Below are 16,340 nucleotides of genomic sequence, written 5' to 3'. Positions count from 1 at the left end.
CCTTTGATCAAGGTCGAAAGGCTGAGCAAGACGTATCGCGTCGCTGACAAGCAGCCTGGCCTGGCCGGTACTCTTCGCCATTTTCTGCGTCGGCGCCAGCGAGATGTGTCGGCGGTTCGGGATGTGTCGTTCGCGATCGCTCCCGGAGAGATGGTCGGTTTTCTCGGAGCCAACGGCGCCGGCAAGACGACCACGCTCAAAATGCTGTGTGGCTTGATCTATCCCAGTTCTGGACAGGTGCTGGTGGCTGGTCATCACCCCCAGCGACGGCACCCCGATTTTCTGCGGCGTATCACGTTGGTGATGGGCCAGAAGCAACAGCTCATTTGGGATTTGCCGCCGATGGATTCGTTACGCGTCAACGCGGCGGTCTACGGCATTCCGGATCGTGTTGCCAGCAGACGGATTGCCGAGCTGTCAGACCTGCTTGAGCTGGGCGAAGAACTCACTCGTCCGGTGCGCAAGTTGTCGTTGGGTCAGCGCATGAAGGCTGAGCTGCTCGCTGCCTTGCTGCATGAACCGGAGCTGTTGTTTCTGGACGAGCCGACCCTGGGGTTGGATGTGAACGCCCAGTTGCGGGTGCGCCAGTTTCTGGCCGAGTACAACCGCCGCACCGGTGCCACTGTTTTATTGACCAGTCACTACATGGCTGACATCACGGCTCTTTGTCCCCGTGTGTTGCTGATTCACCAGGGTCAGTTGTTCCATGACGGTCCCCTGGATCGCCTCACCAGTCGTCTCGCTCCAGAGCGCCATGTGAGGCTTGAATTGGAAGAGCCCGCTCCTGCCGAAGCCTTTTCTGGATTGGGTCATCTCGACAGCCTTGAGAACTGCGAGGTCAACCTGCGGGTGGACCCGGCATCACTCACAAGGGTTCTGGCACAGATCCTGGAACGTTTTGAGGTGCGTGATCTGGAGGTGAATGACCCTCCGATTGATCAGTTGATCGGCGAGTTGTTTCGCCAGGGAAGCCTCTGATGCGTCTCTTCGGGCTCAATCGTCGAATCGTGCGCGCTCTGTTGGGTAGTCAGTACGCGCACATGCTCGAGTACCGCGCTGAGATCGCACTCTGGGCTTTGTCTGGAGTGCTGCCGTTCATCATGCTCAGCCTCTGGAGCGGCAGTGACGCCCGGTCTCAACTGGGTTTAGACGGAGTGGCTCTGGACCGTTATTTCCTCAGCGCCTTTCTGGTGCGTCAGTTTTCGGTGGTTTGGATGGTTTATGCCTTCGAGGAAGATGCGCTGCTGGGCAGGCTCTCGCCCTATTTGCTTCAACCGTTGCATCCCCTCTGGCGCTATGTGGCCTCGCACCTGGGTGAGCAGCTCACCCGGCTGCCCTTCGCTGCCGGCATCGCCGGTGTGTTTTTTCTGATTCAGCCGCAAGCCTTCTGGATTCCATCGCTGGGTGGATTTCTGCTGGCTTGGATCGCCACCTGGATGGCCTTTGCGATCGCTTTTTTGCTTCAGAGCCTGATTGCATCGTTGTGTTTCTGGAGTGAGAAAGCCACGGCGCTGGAGCGGTTGCTGTTTCTGCCTTTTCTGTTCCTCTCCGGACTGCTGGCTCCCTTAACGGCCTTCCCACCTGCTGTGCAGGCCTGGGTGCGCTGGACACCTTTCCCCTATCTGATCGATTTTCCAGCTCGGGTTTTGTCGGGTGATTCGGTGGATCTGGCAGCAGGTTTCGCTGCACAGTTGGCATGGGTGGGCTTGCTTCTGCCGCTGGTGTTGTTGCTTTGGCGAGCCGGTGTTCGGCGCTACAGCGCCATGGGGGCCTGAGATGGGGCGCTACTGGCGAACCTTGCGCCGTTTCTGGGGCACCGCTCTGGCCACCCAGCTGGAATATCAGCTGAATGTGGTGGTGGAGCTGCTGGCCGTGGTCCTCAGCCTCGGCGGCAGCCTGTTGCTGTTGTCTCTTTTCTTTGGTCCCGGCCGGGAGCTTGGGGGATGGAACTGGAACCAGGCTTTGATCGTTCAGGGGTTTTACACCGTGTTCGACGGTATGACGACCGCCTGGCTGAGGCCCAACCTGGGAGCGATCGTCACCTATGTGCGTGAGGGCAACCTTGATTTTGTGCTGCTCAAACCGATCGACAGTCAGTTCTGGGTGTCACTGCGCACCTTCGCTCCAGCGGGACTGTCTGAAGTCGTTCTGGGCCTAGGCCTGGCCGCTTGGGGCGCGCACCAATCCGGTGTCGTGTTGACCCCAGCTGTGCTGGTCACCGTGTTGCTGATGCTGTTGGTTGCCGCAGTGATCCTTTATTCGCTGTGGTTTCTGATTGCTGCCACCAGCATCTGGTTTGTGAAGACTTGGAACGCCACAGAAGTGCTGCGGGCCGTGTTGGCGTCTGGGCGCTATCCCCTTGAGGCTTATCCCGCGCCGTTGAGGCTGCTGTTCACTTTGGTGGTTCCTGTGGCGTTTCTCACCACAGTGCCTGCTGAGGTGCTGCTTGGTCGGGCTTCACTCCCCTTGCTGGCCTTGGGTGTTGTCTTGTCAGCAGTGTTTTTTGCCGCTGCCCGGAGCTTTTGGTTGTTTGCACTGCGTCATTACACCTCGGCGTCCAGCTAACCGAGCGGATTCGGCTCTCATGACGTTGGGTTGCTTCGATTCAGTGAATTGATGAGGGTGTTCGAATCGGAGCCTGGTGCTGGATACAGCGTGGTGCAGTCAAAGGCAAAATCAGCGCCGCTGCGTTGAACAATGCCAGCAATATCAAGAAAAATGGATTGTTGAATATCAAGCCAGTCTTTCCATACCGTTGTTTTGGTGAAGCAATAAACCATCATGTTGATGGACGATGAATCCCATTCGTTGAAGTTCACAAGAATGCTTTGGCTCTGATCAATGTCTGGATGTTGCCGAAGGTGATTGCGAACTTCTTTGGAAATGCCATCAATCTTCCCTAAATCTTCATAGCGCAAACTGATATTGGCGCGAATTCTGCGGTTATACATTTCGCCTGGATTTTCAATCGGGTTTGTTGCAAAGACTGAATTCGGTATATATAAGGGCCGGCGGTCAAAAGTACGAATTCTGGTGTAGTACCAGCCAATGTTTTCAACCGTCCCTTCCAGGTTGTTTGCGTTGATCCAGTCGCCTTCGCGGAATGGGCGGTTGAAAAACAGCATGAAGCCAGAGAGAAAGTTCTGACTGATTTGTTGGGTCGCGAAGGATAAGCCGATGCCTGCTCCGCCCAGCATCGTGGCAATGGCTCCCGACGGAACTCCGAAGTTCACCATTAGAACTGCGGTCGCAACAAGAAGCACAAAAATAGTGTAAAGCCTGCTCATCACGTTGATCAGCATGGCTTCATCCTGCTGGTCCTCGATTCGAATCCATCGCCTCATCGATGCAGATCGCACCACGGTTTGGCCGATATTCATCACTGCCCAGGTGATGCTGGCGATCACCAGAGTTGTGGAGATTTTGTTCACTTGAGACTGAGCGACTAGCCCGAGTCCAAGCTCTTTGTTCAGTTGATGGATGATCCAGCTGGCATAGAGAGAAACGCCAAGTCCGAACAGAACAGGGCGCCGCAGGGCTGCTGCGAGATGGCTGCCCATGTTGCGTCCATGGCGGCTCAACATCTGAAGTGTTACCCAGGCACCGAGAAGAGCCAGGGTTCCAACCAGTAATCCGAGGTTGGTTTGCAGGAACTGGAGGTGTAACTTCGCGGCCAAATGAGACTGAGTCACGCGACCCTGCTTCGCTGTCGCGAACCTAGCTCACGTCGTCTGGAGTGTCCTGGTTAATCACCTGCTCCGCTTGCAGCTGGGGCTTGAGGCTTTGGCTTGTGCTTGGAGGCCATTCCATTGGGTAGATCTGACGCTGAGGGAAGGGAATACTGATGTTGTCTTTCTCGAAGCGCTTCCAGATCGCACGACGAAGATCACTACCCACGTTGAAGGCATCGAGGGGGTTTGAGACCCAGAATGACATTTTGTAGTTGATCGAGGAGTCTGCGAATTCAATGACAAATGCCGCTGCAGGCGGATACGTCTTCACTTTGGAATGCTCTGCCGCGATCTCCAACAGCATGTCGATGATCATTTCGGGGTCGTGTTGATAGGCGGCACTCACAAATACGCTGTCGCGCCTTGAGGTTTCAGTCGCTGTATAAGAAGCGGCCTCCTGGGTGAAAAAATTCTGATTGGGAATTAGCAGTTCGGCGCCATCACGACCTCGCCTCAATTGTGTGGCGCGCAAACCCAGTTTCCGTACCGTGCAGGGATCACCATTGATCATCAGGATCTCCCCAGGTCGGACTGATCCTTCGAAGAGCAGCCAGATGCTGCTGATGAAGTTGGAGATGATTTCCTTGGTACCAAAACCAATTCCTACTGACAATCCACCTGCGATTGCGATAAAGGCAGTGCCGTCGATGCCGATGTAATAGGCCACACCGGTGATGCCGATGCCGATCACGCTGTATCGGAACAACAACTCCAGACCGCGCTGATTGTTTTTCTTGACTCCAAAGATCACTCCGCTGAGCCAGGCCATCAGTGCTGCAGGCCTGGAGGCAATGGTCACGATTAGGTAGATCGCCACAACGGCCGTATACATTTTGCCGAGCGACATCTCAACTCCGAAGAGATTGGCGACCCCAATTCTCGCCAAATTTTCCCTACTACCAAGCAAGCTCAGCAGCGACAACGTGGCTGCGAAGACATAGATCGGTTTGAACAGGCTTGTTTCCACTTCTCCGATTGGAAAGCGAGGATTGGTTTTTTCCACCAACACTTTCAAGGGAGTGAATAGATTCCAGCCCAGCCAGAGCAGTCCGAAGTAACGCAGCAGTCCGTAGGGAACTTGTACGAGTGCGAAGACTTCTGCGATCAAAAGCACCAGAGCGGGCCCCAACAGCACGCGGATTGAATCCGGTAAGCGTTGATGTAGGCCTGCTCGGTTGAGAAGGCGCTGGAGATGTTGGTTGCGCCTAAGAAGGATGCTGCGTGTACGCGCAATTAGGAGCACAACTAGCACCAGGATTAACTGAATCAGAACAGGCCAGCGCTCCACAAACGACAGCCAACTGAGCATTTCGACCAGGATGTCTCCTGGAGCCACCGTGATCAGAAGATTGGAGAAGGTGAGCATCATGAGGATGACCTCAAAACGGTCTGCAGTTGCTTAGCTGCGTTGGCGGGAGTTTTCGCCCCAAAGATCACATCATTGATGATGTTTTGAATGGTTTTGGCAAGTTTTGGATTTGAATCGATGGCAGCGACAATTTCATCGCCAACTTTGATGTCTTCCTTACCTTTGAAGATATAGAGATTCTTGATTCCAGGGATCTGGCGGTTGATGATTGTGGCCGCTGCGGGATTCACGGGGTAGTTGGTGCGAAAACGAAGTGCCCAGGTCTTCTGGGCCCAGGGTTGAACGATGAATTGCATCAGCTCTTCAGCGGTTTGCCGCTGGCGTGGACTGGAGTTGCGCCCCAGACCCCACACCTGGAGTTTGCTGATGGGCGTGCCCGGAGCTTCGGGGCCAGCGGGCAAAAGGGACATGCCGAGATTGTCTTTCATCGCTTCTCTCAGTTGAGGTAACTGTGAGCTCCAGCAGCTGATCCAGTGCAGTTGGCCATCAATCAACTGTCTGCGCAGGGTGGCCTGATCCCTGAGGAACATCACGTTCTGCTGATAGCTGGCATCCCGCAGCCAGCTCAGCCAGCGAACCAAACGCTGATTTTGTTGAGCAGTGGGTTGTTGGCCTCGCAGGGAACTCACCAGTGCGTTGCCCGCTTTGAACCCGCTCATGCTCCAGTAGAGGTCTTCAACGCTCTGGGCGATGCCAAACACCTGACCCTCACCGCTTTGTTTGGACATCAGTGCCAGCGTTGTCGGCGGCTCTTTGAGTTTGCGTTTGTCGTAACAGGCGAGCTGGAGGTGCTGGGAGACCGGAAGACCTGTGACTTCGCCACGCGAGTTGGTGACGCGTTGCAGTAAGCCTGGTGCGATGGCGTTGCGTTGTTCTGGTGTGATGGGCACCGGATCCAGCAGCTTTGCTTCGTAGAGTTCCTGGATGAGGCGGGCATCGCCCATCACCAGATCTGGACCCAGTCCGCTAGAGGTCTGGCGTGCCAGTTCCGATTGGACGACAGATTCTGAATAGAGAGCGGGTTGGATACGCAAGCCTGGGACCACATCCCCAAGATTGGTCTGAAAGCTGCGCAGACGTTTCCGGTCCCTAGAGCTGTCAGCCGGGGTGACTGTTTCATCGGTGGGCATGATGCGGGCCACCCGCAGCATTTTGATCGGTGTTCGACCGCTGCTGCTGCAAGAGCTCAGTAGCCCAGCTGTGCAGAGAAGCCCCACCAACAGCAAGCGCTTTCGGATCAGTGGTGCCCGGTGACAATGATGTTGCACAGCAGCCTGCAAGTCTTCCTTTCAGGGCTTCGACGCTAAGCCTGACAAGGGTTGGGTCAGTGTTCTGATCTCACTGGTTGCCTGGGTCAGTGTGGTGCGGTTCTGTTGTTGTTGCAGTCCTAGGAACAGTGATGGCACCGATGGATGAAGGATGGAAGCAATCGTTCAGCTGATTGACACCGACGCTCTTTTGGCCTGGCTGGAGTCGCCTGCAGGTGCCCTGCTGTTCATTCCGCTTTACGCCACGTGGGTGACCCTGCTGCTGCCGGGGATCTGGGCATCGATGTTGGCGGGCGCGTTGTATGGCCCCTGGTTGGGAAGCCTGATTGTGTTCGCTGGGGCAACACTTGGAGCGGAGACTGCATTCCTGCTTGGTCGGCACTGGCTCAGGGGCTGGGCGCAGCAGCGCTTGAGTCGTTTCCCGAAGTTGTTGGCGATTGAGAAGGCCGTCAGTCGGGAGGGGTTTCGCTTGGTGTTGCTGACGCGCCTCTCACCCGCTTTCCCATTCTCTTTGCTGAACCTGGCTTACGGATTGAGTGAGGTGAGTCTGCGGGACTACAACCTCGGCTTAATCGGGATCATTCCCGGCACGATTTTGTTCTGCGCTCTCGGCGCCCTGGCCGGCAGCGCAGCAAGGTTTGGTGAGGTGCTGGCTGGAGAGACCTCCGCGCAGGCCTGGGTGCTTCGTGTCGTGGGGGTGCTGGCCACGGTTGCAGTGGTGTGGCTGGTGGGACGCTCCGCTCGCAAAGCCCTTCAGGAAGCAAGCGCGGAGGTTCAGGATCCTGAGCTCTGATCGGGATCAGGCAATCGCCAGTCACGCAGAGCGGCGATCACAACAAACCAACCCAGCCGGGCTTTGGATGTGAATCCGCTGCGGCTGCTGAGGTCGTCATATTTGGCACGACCGCACTGTGTTTTGATCCAGCGGAAGACAATTAGACGATTTCTTTCTGCGTGGTTCATTGCGTTTGTGGCGGCGATGATGTGTCGCTGTATTTATTGATCTGATTTGGTATCACGCTGATCGTTACATTGATGTCCTCAAGGCCAAGATCTTCTTTCCCTCTCTTCACAAGGGCTGCAGAAAGATTGTTGGCTAAGTCTTCTGTAAGCACCCCTTTAGGTGCGCTGAAGACCAAATCCACAGTGGCATTGTTGTTACTTACGCGAACGTTGCTGAACAGCATCCGTACTCTTTGCCAGAGATAGGGGTTATCGCTGGTGACTTTGAGCTCACGGACCTGCCCTGCTTTAAAAGCATCGAACTTACTTTCAATCTCCTGCTTGATGCTGAAATCGTGCAGCGCGGAGGACAGTGGAATGCATAACAGTCCAAGCAGACCCAACCAAAGCAAAAGATTTCGCCAGCAATGAACAAGGCTTCCGTAGCGCTGCACAAGGAAGACGAACAGGCTCGCCACCGTGATTCCGATCAGGTTGGCGAGGAACAACAGGAAGGAGCCTTCGGAAATCTGATTGGTGATGCCGGCCACGGTGCCGCGACCAAACACTGCCACCACCTCTTTGCCCATGCTCAGGCCGATACCGCAGACGCACAGCGGTGGAACCAGCGCCACGGCGACTGCGACTCCGGCCAGTGAATTGGAGAGCCGTTCACGGGTCATGCTGAATGATCCGGCCACAGCCGCCGCTACAGCTATGCCCAGGTCGATCAGGTTGGGAGCTGTGCGGGAGGTCATCTCTCGATTCACTTCACTCACATCCAGCAGTGATGCCAGCAATGCTGAGGTGGCAACCACGGTGAGCACGCCGATCACCACCGTCAGCAGCGAGCGCTTTGCCAGCTTGTTGTTGCTGATCGAGAGTGCAAAAGCGAGGCTGAGGATTGGGTCCATCAGCGGTGCCACGATCATCGCTCCGATCACTACTGCGGCGCTGTTGGAGATCAGTCCCAGCGTGGCGATCACCGCTGCGCACAGCAGCAGCACGAAAAAACCGAGTGAGGGTTTCGATGAAGCGATTCGGGCCTCGTAAAGCTCCTTGCGTGGGATCCGGCTTTCGAGGTTGATCTGCCATTCACCGGACAGATTGTTCAGAAAGCTTCCAAAGGGAGATGAGGAGTCCAATCGGGCTAGGTGTTGAACATGACGGCCTGTTCAGTCTCCGTCATCACAACCCGTGATCGGATGTATTGATCACGGGCCACGATTTTTAGAGTTCGGTGGATTGGAGCAAGGTGATCAGTTCCGCTTCATCGATCACGTTGATGCCCAGTTTGTTGGCCTTCTCCAGCTTGCTGCCGGCCTCTTCTCCAGCGAGCACGAAGGAGGTCTTTTTGCTGACGGAGCTGCTGACTTTGCCTCCTGCGGCTTCAATCAGCTCTTTCGCTTGGCTGCGGCTCATCGAGGGAAGTGTGCCTGTGAGGACCACGGTCTGACCGGAGAGCACTCCATCCGAGCTGCTGCGACTTGCCAAGTCTTGACGCTCTTGCTGACTGGTGGCCAGCGAGAGGCCCACCTCTAGAAGTTGCTGAATCAGCGCCTGATTAGCGCCAGTGTTGAACCATTGCTGCAGGCTCTGAGTGATCTCAGGACCAATCCCATGCAGCTCGCTGATTGCTTCAGGCTGATCAACGGCTGTCTGGGACAGCGTGGCAACGTCTGGAAATGCTGCTGCTAAGGCTTTGGCGTTGACCTCACCCACGTGGTGAATGCCGAGCCCATAGAGCTGGCGTGCCCAGGGCTGGGCACGGGATGCCTCCATGGCTGACACAAGGTTCTCGGCACTTTTCTCCCCCATCCGTTCCAGGCTGCTCAGCAGTGCGGCATCGAGGCGATACAGGTCGGAGATTGCATGCACCAGTCCCCTCTCCACAAGCTGTTCGATCAATTTGCCGCCCATTCCCTCCACATCGAGAGCTCCCTTGCTGACCCAGTGACGCAAAGCGCCGCGCAGGATTGCCGGGCAGCTGCTGTTCACGCATCGGGTTGCGGCTTCGCCGCTTTCGCGAACCAGCTTGGAGTTGCAACTGGGGCACTGATGGGGAAGGTCAAGGGGCTGAGCGCCTTCAGGCCTGAGTTCGGGAAGAACGCGAAGCACTTCAGGGATGATCTCGCCGGCCTTGCGCACCACGATCGTGTCGCCGCTGTGGAGATCCAGTTCAGCCAGTCGGTCGGCGTTATGCAGTGTGGCCCGACTGACGCTGGTGCCAGCCAGAGCAACCGGTTCGAATTCGGCCACTGGGGTGATCACGCCGGTGCGACCGACTTGGCAGGTCAGGCGAACCAGCCGGCTTGGAGCTTCCTCGGCGGGGTATTTCAGAGCGATGGCCCAGCGTGGTGCTTTCTGCGTAAAACCCGCGGTGTCCTGGAGGCGCAGGTCGTCGAGCTTCACCACCACTCCGTCTGTGGCGTAGTCAAGGTCGTGACGGCGGCTGTCCCATGTGTTGAAGAAGCTCTCCACCGCAGCGAGATTCGGCAGCAGGGCTGCATTGGGATTAACCCGGAAGCCTGCGCTTCTAAGCCAGCTGAGGCATTCCCACTGGCTAGTCGGGCGTGGCCCATCCCAGTCTTCCGGTAAGTGCAGTGTGTACGCGAAGAAATCCAGTCGCCGTGCCGCTACGACTTTTGGATCGAGTTGGCGCAGGGTGCCGGCACAGGCATTGCGGGGATTGGCAAAGAGCGGTTCACCCCGCGCTGCACGCTCGGCATTGATGGCAGCAAAGGTGCGGTCGGGAATCAGGGCCTCGCCACGAACTTCCACCCAGTCGGGTGGGGGATCCAGATGCAGCCTCAGCGGGATCGATGCGATGGTGCGCACATTGGTGGTGATCTCTTCTCCCTGTTCCCCATCGCCGCGGGTGGTGCCTCGGATCAGCACTCCGTTCTCGTAACTCAGAGCGAGGGCATTGCCGTCGATCTTGAGTTCACCGACCATGGCCAGTGCCGGCACGGGTGCACCCGCTTGTGGCTCTCTGTCGAGCACCTTCAGCAGGCGTGCATACCAGCTGCGCAACTCTTCGGGGCTGAATGCGTTGTCGAGGCTGAACAGCGGGATGCGGTGGGTCACGCTGGTAAAGCCCTCGGAGGGCGTTCCCCCTACCCGCTGGGTCGGACTGTCGCTGATCACCAGTTCGGGGTGAGCTGTCTCCAGATCCAGCAGTTCGCGGTAAAGCCTGTCGTAGACAGCGTCCTCCAGTTCGGGAGCATCCAGCACGTAGTACGCGTGGGCGGCCCGGGTGAGCAGCTGCCTCAGTTCAGCGGCGCGCTCGCTGATCTGATTCGGCGCAGTCTGTGGAGCTGGAGCGGTCACGGGCAGGACGACTTAGCTCTTGATGGTGGCGATCCGCTCGATTTTCCAGGTGTCTTCCACCTTGGTGAAGGTGAAGTCGAGGGGCATCTCTTCCTTGTTTTCCGCGATCAGCTTCACAGTGAGGATCATGCTGCCCTCCTGTAAACGTGGCCGACCGGATTTGAGGTTGCGAAAGCGGTTGAGCTTTAGGCCTGCAAGGAAGCGAATGAATTGCTGTCGGTTGACGTGCTGCCGGTACGACTTGGTGGTGAGCAGATAGGCCGCATCCACACGGCCTGCCGCCACCTGAGTGAAAAATTGCTTGATCAGCGGGTTGATGCCGCGGGCGCTGAGCACCAGCTTCACGGCGGTGATCGTCCAATAAAGAAGCAGGGCACCACCCCCGGCCAGGAGGGCCTTGCTCCCGATCTCCCGCACCAGACCCAGATCCATCAGCTGATTCCAAGTGAGTGCAGAGTCTGACTGACGGACCGCTGGATGGAGGCAGACTGGGCCGACGATGTTGTTCAAGGCCACCGCCACTCATGCCGCTCGAGCCGCTGCTCCCTCTGTTTCATCGCCTGAATCGGGAGCATTTCGAGGGAGCTCTCTGCCAAGGACATCAACCCTTGCTGGCGTTGCGTTGGAGTGATGGTCGCTTGCGTCGTACGGCCGGTCTCTACCGGCGAGGACCTGCTGTCGCGCCACCCTTCGGGCGTGAAATTGTGTTGTCCAAACCCTTACTGGACCCTCTACCGAGAGAGGCCACTGAAAGCACCCTCTGTCACGAGATGATCCATGCCTGGGTGGACCTCGTGCTGAAGCGCGAGGAGGGGCATGGACCCTGCTTTCGGCATCGCATGGAGACCATCAACGCTGCTCAGACACGATTTGAGGTCAGCGTGCGCCACCGCTTCCCTGTGCCGCAGAGCTCTCCGCGCTGGATTGCGATCTGTCCTCAATGCGGGCACCAGACTCCGTATCGCCGCAGGATGCGTCAGGCGGCCTGTCGATTGTGCTGCGATCGGCTTCATGGGGGTCGCTGGAATTCCAGTTGTCTGCTTCGCTACGAACCAGCAGCGGAGCTGAGCTGAGCGGAATGGAGGTTTTTCTCTGGGTGTTGGAGGCAGGCGGTGTTTCGATCGTGCTGATTGGTCTGCAACGGGAGCGTTGGTTGCAGCACAGACGTCGGTAACGTCGGTGCATGGATTCACGTCGACAACGCTCGCAGCGCAGTCCTGATCCCTTCGACCGGCGGCTTGACCGCTGGTTGGATACCGGACGTCAGCTCGTGGATGGTGTCTCCGGAGCCAGGCCGGGGCGACGCAGTTTGGATCGCCTGGATGGCGCTTCCCGCTTGGATGCGATGGGTCGTTGGGTTGGTGACCGAATCGACTGGCTATTGGATGAAGAGGATGACTGGCGTGAGGTGTCTGAGCGTTCGCAGAGTTGGCAGTCCGCACGCCCTAAGCCTGCAAACGTTTCACCAACGGTTGATCAATCAACGCCTTCAAGACGTAAACGGCCACTCCAGGCGCTCTCCCGCCGCCAGCCGGTGTTGCCTCCGCCAGTGACCTCGACATCGCCTGCGAGTCCGTCCGGCGAAGATGATGTCTGGCCAGAAGATGACAGTTTCCGAGTGGAGCGATGGAAGCGATCCGCCAATCGTGATGCCTTGACAGATTCTGGTTCTTCGCCAACAGCTTCTTCTCCGACAGCCTCATCGCCAACCTCTCGGTCGTCATCCCGACGTCCCTTGCCACGTTCTAGTCGCCGTCGCGATTGAGCGACAGCATTTGGAGCAGGATCGCAAGCAAGCCGAAGCCTTACGGATGGCCTAACCCAATTAGCTCAGTGCCGGTTGCTCAGTGGCCGGCACACTTGATAGCCGCAGCCCCGCCTGTTCAGTTGATGGTTGACGTCTTCCACCAGATCGGTGGGTAGCTCTTCAGCCATCTGATCCGCTGTCGTGGTGATCGATGGCGAGCCGGCGGTCATAGCCTCCAATAGATCTGTCCATTGGCTGATGCGCTCAGATCGCGTCACTGGCTTGTAACCACATCGTTCCAGGACGTTGGCGCAAAGATCAGCGTTCCAGAGCACCGAACGTCCACTGCGATGTGGAGTGAGTTGATCAACGGCACCTGCCGCGAGTGCTGCGTCTGTGGGACGTCCGTGTCGGTCACGCCATCCCTCATGTTCGAGGGCACGTCCGCAGTGGATTGAGGAGATACCGAAATTGCGGCCCAGATCGTTGAGGGTTATCCAGGTGGAGGTCGCCATGGAACCATTGCCGATGAGGCCATGATTGCTCCAGCACAACAGCCGGCAAGTTGTCAAGTGAAAATCCGCATCAAACGCTGATTTTCTTCATGACGTTGCATGAAGCGGTCGCCTCGGCGCTTCGCCGAGCCAGCGCTCAAGTGCTGGGCTGAACACTTCACGGATCACGGTGAGTTCTTTGCCTTGCCGAAAGAAGCGGTAATGGCGGCTCCAGAAGGGCCCTTGTTCGCCAAAACCCTCTTCCAGCCATGGTTCTGTGACGAGTGCCAGTCCATCCACTTCACGGAACAGTTCCGACCGTCCTTGGGTGAGGCTGAGCCAGATCGGCTGCTCACGGTTGCTCAGATTGCGCTCCGCTTCATCCTGATTCCACCAGCTTTCGGCCCAGGCCAGTGTGGTGTCGCCACAGTTCAGCCACACCTGGCGGCGCAGCAGGGGTGGTTGCAGTTCCTGAACCTCCGCTGGTCGTGGTCCACCTGTTGCATTGTTGAGGCTTGCGTCCGCGTCCATCGCGATCAGACGCACTTGCACGCTGTGACCTGTGAGCAAGCGCAGGTGCCTGGTGGGACTGCCATCTCCAAGCAGCATCAGTCTCCATGGGCCCGGCAGCCAGCCAGGTTCGTCGCCTGCCAGAACGGAGGATGTCGGGGCTTCCCATAGCACGGAAGGAGAGGGGATCAGGGCGCTCACCGTGTTCAGAAGGCACCTCCGACACTCAGGGATTCCGTTGCACCCGAGCGCTCAATCACCGCGCCATTGGCGCTGACGCTTTGCAGAGTCCAGCCGCTGTTGCCGATTGCTTCACCGGGAACAGAGGACAGGGAGAGGTCACCGAGTTGAAAGATGGCTGAGCCGTCGCCATTGCCGGCGTGAACGACACCAACCAGCAGAGGTTGCGGCGCGACCGCTGGTGCTTGACCAGCGATTGAAGTGGTGTTGGTGATCTCGGCTGTCGGCAGTGGAACCGTGATCGGATCAAGTTGTGTCGCTGATGCGTTCGGTAGTGCGCTGATCTCCAGTTCGTTTGCTGTTGAAGTCGCTTGGCTCGATGGCTCCGTGGCTGTCTGTGATGTGGTTGTTGGAGCAGGTTTGTTTTGGTTGTTCGTGCGTTGAACGAGTTGGTTGTTGCGCAGTCGTTCGATCAAGGCGAGATTGCCTTCCCGCTCCAGCGCCTGCTGGCTCAGCCTCCAGTGCAGTGCCAGGCCGCTGCTGCCCAGCACGGCAATCAGACCCAGGGCAGCCAAAGAGACCTGAGGCCAAGACAACCCTGCTGGGCTTTGATGGCTCGCTTCCTGCTGGTTTGACTGCGGATTGACCTGGACCTGCACGGTCTTCAGGATGTTGTCGTCATCGTTGAACACGCGGTCGAGGACCTGCTCAGCGCGCAGGTTCCAGTAAGCCCTGGATGTGGGGATTTGAGGTGGCAACGCAGACCGTTCGTTGGTCCAACGCTATCGAGCATTGCTGCTTGAAGCGAGTGACGTGCGCTTCTGGTCGCGTCGCTGCTGCAGTTCAAGCCAGACGAGCAGGGCGCTGAGATCAGCCTGGCTGACACCAGGGATCTGACTGGCCTGGCCCAGGGTGAGCGGACGCACGTCGGTCAGTTTTTCGCGGGCTTCGCGCGACAGCGTGTTGATGTTGGCGTAATCGATCCCTGCGGGCAGTTTGCGTTTGCCCTGACGTCTCACCTGATCGATCTGCTGCTGTTGCCTCTGGAGATAGCCGCTGTATTTGATATCGATCTCAGCTCCTTCCCGCACCGGTAGGGGTAGATCGGCAGCGGCCAGGCCGTGGCGTACCAAGTCTGCTGCGTGCATTCCTGGTCGGCGCAGCAGGTCGGCCAGGGTGATCGACCCTTTGATCGGTGCGCCGGTCTCTGCTTCCACAGCCTCTGCCACCGGGTCGCTCACTTTGAGCCGCTGGCTCTGCAGCCTTTGCTTTTCGGTTTCCATAGCAGCGAGCTTCTGCTCGAATAACTGCCAGCGGCGGTCATCGATCAGGCCCAGGTCTCGGCCGAGAGGTGTTAAGCGCCTGTCGGCGTTGTCGCCGCGAAGCACGAGGCGGTATTCACTGCGGCTGGTCAGCACCCTGTAGGGCTCGCGCAGATCCTTGGTTACCAGATCGTCAATCATCGTGCCGATGTAGCTGTTTTCCCGGGGAAAGTGCACGGCTTCCTGGCCGCGGATGCGCCGCACGGCGTTAAGTCCAGCGACCAGGCCCTGAGCAGCGGCCTCTTCGTAGCCGGTTGTGCCGTTGAGCTGGCCTGCGCTGAACAATCCCTCCACCCGCTTGGTTTCCAGTGATGGCAGCAGCTGGGTGGCTGGCAGGTAGTCGTAATCCACCGAGTAAGCCGGTCTCAGCATCACGCACTGTTCCAGTCCTGGCAGGCTGCGCAGCAATTGCAGCTGGATGGGCTCCGGCAGCCCGGTTGAGAACCCCTGCACGTAAATCTCGGGAGTGTCGCGACCTTCGGGCTCCAGAAATATCTGGTGGCTGTCCTTATCGGCAAAGCGAACGATCTTGTCTTCGATCGACGGGCAGTAGCGGGGCCCCTTGCTGTCGATCACGCCGCCGTAGATCGCGGTGAGGTGCAGGTTGTCCTTGATCAGCTGATGGGTTGCCGCAGTAGTTCGGGTGATGTGACAGCTCATCTGTTCGCCACTGCTCCATGAGCCTGGGTCAAACGAGAAAAAGCGGTCTGCCGCGTCGCTGGGTTGTTCCTCCAGTTGATCGAGCGCGATGCTTCGCCGATCGACACGCGCTGGAGTGCCGGTTTTAAGACGGTCGGTGTGGAAGCCAAGCTGCTGCAGGGCTTCAGTGAGTCCTTCAGCAGCCTGCTCGCCGGCCCGGCCAGCGGCCATCGACTGGTGCCCGACCCAAATGCGGCCTCCCAGGAAAGTACCTGCAGTGAGTACAACCGCTTTAGCGCTGTAAACGCTGCCGAAATAGGTGCTCACACCCGTGATGCGGACGGCTGGGCCTTGGCTGGGATTCCAGGCTTTTCCGCCGCCGTTTGGATCGCCTTCGATCTCCAAACCGGTCACCATCGCTTCGCGCAGAGCCAGGTTGGGGGTTTGTTGCAGCAGTTGCAGCATCTGGCGTGAGTACTGCCGCTTGTCGGTCTGGGCACGCAAGGCCCACACTGCTGGGCCGCGGCTGGCATTGAGGATTCGCTTCTGAATGGCCGTGGCATCTGCGAGGCGCCCGATTACGCCACCGAGGGCATCCACTTCATGCACCAGCTGGCTCTTGGCCGGTCCACCCACGGCCGGATTGCAGGGCTGCCAGGCGATGCGGTCGAGGTTGAGGGTGAACAGCGCTGTGTTCAGCCCTAGGCGGGCAGCCGTGATCGCAGCCTCGCAACCTGCATGACCTCCTCCCACGACGATTACGTCGAAGGCTTCAGTGGGGTCGGGACTGCTGCTCATGCATTCATTA

18 protein-coding genes are annotated in these 16,340 nt (G+C 58.0%); 7 read left to right on the top strand and 11 right to left on the bottom strand.

Annotation, left to right across the window (positions count from 1 at the left end):
* Positions 1–3 precede the first annotated feature (3 nt).
* From SynMITS9220_RS12815 to SynMITS9220_RS12805, 3 genes are read left to right on the top strand one after another with little or no spacing between them, the layout of a single operon-like run.
* Positions 4–978 carry an ATP-binding cassette domain-containing protein gene (locus SynMITS9220_RS12815; protein ID WP_186989736.1) on the top strand — a complete coding sequence of 325 codons (975 nt, stop codon included), beginning with the start codon at positions 4–6 and terminating at the stop codon, positions 976–978.
* A complete protein-coding gene (locus tag SynMITS9220_RS12810) occupies positions 978–1,775 on the top strand; it encodes an ABC-2 family transporter protein (protein ID WP_186989733.1) in 798 nt (265 codons plus the stop codon). The genes SynMITS9220_RS12815 and SynMITS9220_RS12810 overlap by 1 nt, the downstream gene beginning before the upstream one ends.
* 1 nt (position 1,776) lies before the next feature.
* Positions 1,777–2,565 (top strand): ABC transporter permease, encoded by a 789-nt coding sequence (locus SynMITS9220_RS12805; RefSeq protein WP_186989731.1) that lies wholly within the window; start codon positions 1,777–1,779, stop codon positions 2,563–2,565.
* 17 nt (positions 2,566–2,582) lie between these two features.
* Here the strand turns inward: SynMITS9220_RS12805 and SynMITS9220_RS12800 are convergent, their stop codons facing one another.
* The 3 genes from SynMITS9220_RS12800 to SynMITS9220_RS12790 are packed head-to-tail and all read right to left on the bottom strand — an operon-like array spanning position 2,583 to position 6,230.
* Positions 2,583–3,692, bottom strand: coding sequence for a mechanosensitive ion channel family protein (locus SynMITS9220_RS12800; protein ID WP_255483132.1), 1,110 nt, complete (start codon positions 3,690–3,692; stop codon positions 2,583–2,585).
* Positions 3,693–3,717: 25 nt separating this feature from the next.
* Complete coding sequence (locus tag SynMITS9220_RS12795; protein WP_186989729.1) at positions 3,718–5,100, bottom strand: mechanosensitive ion channel family protein; 1,383 nt, start codon at positions 5,098–5,100, stop codon at positions 3,718–3,720.
* Complete coding sequence (locus SynMITS9220_RS12790; RefSeq protein ID WP_255483131.1) at positions 5,097–6,230, bottom strand: extracellular solute-binding protein; 1,134 nt, start codon at positions 6,228–6,230, stop codon at positions 5,097–5,099. The genes SynMITS9220_RS12795 and SynMITS9220_RS12790 overlap by 4 nt, the downstream gene beginning before the upstream one ends.
* On the opposite strand from SynMITS9220_RS12790, the gene SynMITS9220_RS13435 reads away from it, so the two are divergent.
* Both SynMITS9220_RS13435 and SynMITS9220_RS12785 read left to right on the top strand, forming a co-directional pair.
* Entirely contained in the window at positions 6,229–6,354 is a 126-nt protein-coding gene (locus SynMITS9220_RS13435) for a hypothetical protein (protein ID WP_255483130.1), read from the top strand. The two genes, SynMITS9220_RS12790 and SynMITS9220_RS13435, sit on opposite strands and share 2 nt — an antisense overlap.
* Positions 6,355–6,519: 165 nt before the next feature.
* Positions 6,520–7,161 (top strand): TVP38/TMEM64 family protein, encoded by a 642-nt coding sequence (locus SynMITS9220_RS12785; RefSeq protein WP_186989727.1) that lies wholly within the window; start codon positions 6,520–6,522, stop codon positions 7,159–7,161.
* Here the strand turns inward: SynMITS9220_RS12785 and SynMITS9220_RS12780 are convergent.
* The 4 genes from SynMITS9220_RS12780 to SynMITS9220_RS12765 form a co-directional block, all read right to left on the bottom strand.
* On the bottom strand, positions 7,143–7,331 hold the full coding sequence (locus SynMITS9220_RS12780; protein ID WP_186989725.1) for a hypothetical protein: 189 nt from the start codon (positions 7,329–7,331) through the stop codon (positions 7,143–7,145). The two genes, SynMITS9220_RS12785 and SynMITS9220_RS12780, sit on opposite strands and share 19 nt — an antisense overlap.
* Positions 7,328–8,455: a TIGR00341 family protein gene (locus SynMITS9220_RS12775; RefSeq protein WP_255483128.1), complete on the bottom strand. Its 1,128-nt coding sequence runs from the start codon at positions 8,453–8,455 to the stop codon at positions 7,328–7,330. Before SynMITS9220_RS12775 ends, SynMITS9220_RS12780 begins: the two co-directional genes overlap by 4 nt.
* An 85-nt stretch (positions 8,456–8,540) precedes the next feature.
* Positions 8,541–10,604: an NAD-dependent DNA ligase LigA gene (gene ligA, locus SynMITS9220_RS12770; RefSeq protein WP_186992242.1), complete on the bottom strand. Its 2,064-nt coding sequence runs from the start codon at positions 10,602–10,604 to the stop codon at positions 8,541–8,543.
* Between the two features lie 48 nt (positions 10,605–10,652).
* Positions 10,653–11,072, bottom strand: a complete 420-nt coding sequence (locus tag SynMITS9220_RS12765) for a hypothetical protein (protein ID WP_186992240.1) — start codon at positions 11,070–11,072, stop codon at positions 10,653–10,655.
* 92 nt (positions 11,073–11,164) lie between these two features.
* On the opposite strand from SynMITS9220_RS12765, the gene SynMITS9220_RS12760 reads away from it, so the two are divergent.
* Both SynMITS9220_RS12760 and SynMITS9220_RS12755 read left to right on the top strand, forming a co-directional pair.
* Positions 11,165–11,713, top strand: a complete 549-nt coding sequence (locus SynMITS9220_RS12760; protein WP_186989723.1) for a SprT family zinc-dependent metalloprotease — start codon at positions 11,165–11,167, stop codon at positions 11,711–11,713.
* Positions 11,714–11,823: 110 nt separating this feature from the next.
* Positions 11,824–12,405 carry an RNA helicase gene (locus SynMITS9220_RS12755; RefSeq protein ID WP_186989721.1) on the top strand — a complete coding sequence of 194 codons (582 nt, stop codon included), beginning with the start codon at positions 11,824–11,826 and terminating at the stop codon, positions 12,403–12,405.
* 65 nt (positions 12,406–12,470) lie between these two features.
* Here SynMITS9220_RS12755 and SynMITS9220_RS12750 read toward each other — a convergent pair whose 3' ends face one another.
* The 4 genes from SynMITS9220_RS12750 to mnmG all read right to left on the bottom strand — a co-directional run bounded on the left by SynMITS9220_RS12750 (position 12,471) and on the right by mnmG (position 16,330).
* Positions 12,471–12,902, bottom strand: coding sequence for a hypothetical protein (locus SynMITS9220_RS12750; protein ID WP_186989719.1), 432 nt, complete (start codon positions 12,900–12,902; stop codon positions 12,471–12,473).
* 87 nt (positions 12,903–12,989) lie between these two features.
* A complete protein-coding gene (locus SynMITS9220_RS12745; RefSeq protein ID WP_115125997.1) occupies positions 12,990–13,583 on the bottom strand; it encodes a chorismate lyase in 594 nt (197 codons plus the stop codon).
* A 14-nt stretch (positions 13,584–13,597) separates the two neighbouring features.
* Positions 13,598–14,329, bottom strand: a complete 732-nt coding sequence (locus SynMITS9220_RS12740; protein WP_186989717.1) for a hypothetical protein — start codon at positions 14,327–14,329, stop codon at positions 13,598–13,600.
* Positions 14,330–14,353: 24 nt separating this feature from the next.
* Positions 14,354–16,330 (bottom strand): tRNA uridine-5-carboxymethylaminomethyl(34) synthesis enzyme MnmG, encoded by a 1,977-nt coding sequence (mnmG, locus tag SynMITS9220_RS12735; protein WP_186989715.1) that lies wholly within the window; start codon positions 16,328–16,330, stop codon positions 14,354–14,356.
* Between the last annotated feature and the right edge of the window lie 10 nt (positions 16,331–16,340).

Source organism: Synechococcus sp. MIT S9220, from assembly GCF_014304815.1.
Lineage (GTDB): Bacteria > Cyanobacteriota > Cyanobacteriia > PCC-6307 > Cyanobiaceae > Synechococcus_C.
This window is presented reverse-complemented; position numbering and strand designations above follow the sequence as displayed.

Bases quoted from the DNA above. Each gene is read 5' to 3' on its own strand.
- SynMITS9220_RS12810 (WP_186989733.1), top strand. From the start codon at position 978: ATGCGTCTCTTCGGGCTCAATCGTCGAATCGTGCGCGCTCTGTTGGGT.
- SynMITS9220_RS12805 (WP_186989731.1), top strand. From the start codon at position 1,777: ATGGGGCGCTACTGGCGAACCTTGCGCCGTTTCTGGGGCACCGCTCTG.
- SynMITS9220_RS12795 (WP_186989729.1), bottom strand. From the start codon at position 5,100: ATGATGCTCACCTTCTCCAATCTTCTGATCACGGTGGCTCCAGGAGAC.
- SynMITS9220_RS13435 (WP_255483130.1), top strand. From the start codon at position 6,229: ATGATGCGGGCCACCCGCAGCATTTTGATCGGTGTTCGACCGCTGCTG.
- SynMITS9220_RS12790 (WP_255483131.1), bottom strand. From the start codon at position 6,230: ATGCCCACCGATGAAACAGTCACCCCGGCTGACAGCTCTAGGGACCGG.
- SynMITS9220_RS12785 (WP_186989727.1), top strand. From the start codon at position 6,520: ATGGAAGCAATCGTTCAGCTGATTGACACCGACGCTCTTTTGGCCTGG.
- SynMITS9220_RS12780 (WP_186989725.1), bottom strand. From the start codon at position 7,331: ATGAACCACGCAGAAAGAAATCGTCTAATTGTCTTCCGCTGGATCAAA.
- SynMITS9220_RS12765 (WP_186992240.1), bottom strand. From the start codon at position 11,072: ATGGATCTGGGTCTGGTGCGGGAGATCGGGAGCAAGGCCCTCCTGGCC.
- SynMITS9220_RS12760 (WP_186989723.1), top strand. From the start codon at position 11,165: ATGCCGCTCGAGCCGCTGCTCCCTCTGTTTCATCGCCTGAATCGGGAG.
- SynMITS9220_RS12755 (WP_186989721.1), top strand. From the start codon at position 11,824: ATGGATTCACGTCGACAACGCTCGCAGCGCAGTCCTGATCCCTTCGAC.
- SynMITS9220_RS12750 (WP_186989719.1), bottom strand. From the start codon at position 12,902: ATGGCGACCTCCACCTGGATAACCCTCAACGATCTGGGCCGCAATTTC.
- mnmG (WP_186989715.1), bottom strand. From the start codon at position 16,330: ATGAGCAGCAGTCCCGACCCCACTGAAGCCTTCGACGTAATCGTCGTG.